Origin of the sequence: Acidilobus sp., from assembly GCF_049973875.1 — an archaeon.
Classification (GTDB): domain Archaea; phylum Thermoproteota; class Thermoprotei_A; order Sulfolobales; family Acidilobaceae; genus Acidilobus.
On record NZ_JBMFJI010000106.1, the window covers coordinates 1 to 626 of the forward strand.

The following is a 626-nucleotide window of genomic DNA, read 5'->3' on the forward strand; positions in this document are numbered from 1 at the left end:
AACCTTCAAGGGGGCTATTGGATGTTTATCGATATTTACGTCATTCAACACGTGGATTGGGATCTCAGGCATAACTTCCTTAACAGCTTTCACCAGGTTCTGCCAAGCATCAACATAATTTTTCTTGAGCTCGGAGACCACAGAATCCCTATTAGGAAATATTGAGGGAGGTAACATTAGATACACAGTGCCAGGCATCATTGGCTGGTATGGAGTTCTTAGGGACTCAGGTATAATCTTCTTGATTCTTTCGACGGCGTTTTTGTATTTCGGACATAACTTATAATCTTCAGATTCCTCAAGTTTTTTAATTACCATTGAGACGAAGAACGGGTTTAACCCCATGAACGGCTCAAGGATTAAATCAGCACCATATCTTAAAGCAAGAGGTTCTACGGTCTTGAATGTAAGATACGAGATTATCCAGCTCCCAGCCCAGAGGTCGGAGGCTTTTCTGGCCTTACTTATAATGTCCTGGATTCCCGGTATATCAATTTTAACGAAGTATCCTCTTGGCTCGTCATCACATACTAGCCAGTTAACCAGGGCTGAGGTAGCATGAAGGTGGTCAAATACCGAGTGAGTCGGAACTCTTGTATCTGCTACAGGTACTAAGCTATGATTAT

General features: G+C 42.3%; 1 protein-coding gene. It reads right to left on the reverse strand.

Annotation, left to right across the window (positions count from 1 at the left end):
- On the reverse strand, nt 1–626 hold a 626-nt coding region (locus ACP5H1_RS08555), incomplete at both ends, for a type III-B CRISPR-associated protein Cas10/Cmr2 (RefSeq protein WP_427974114.1).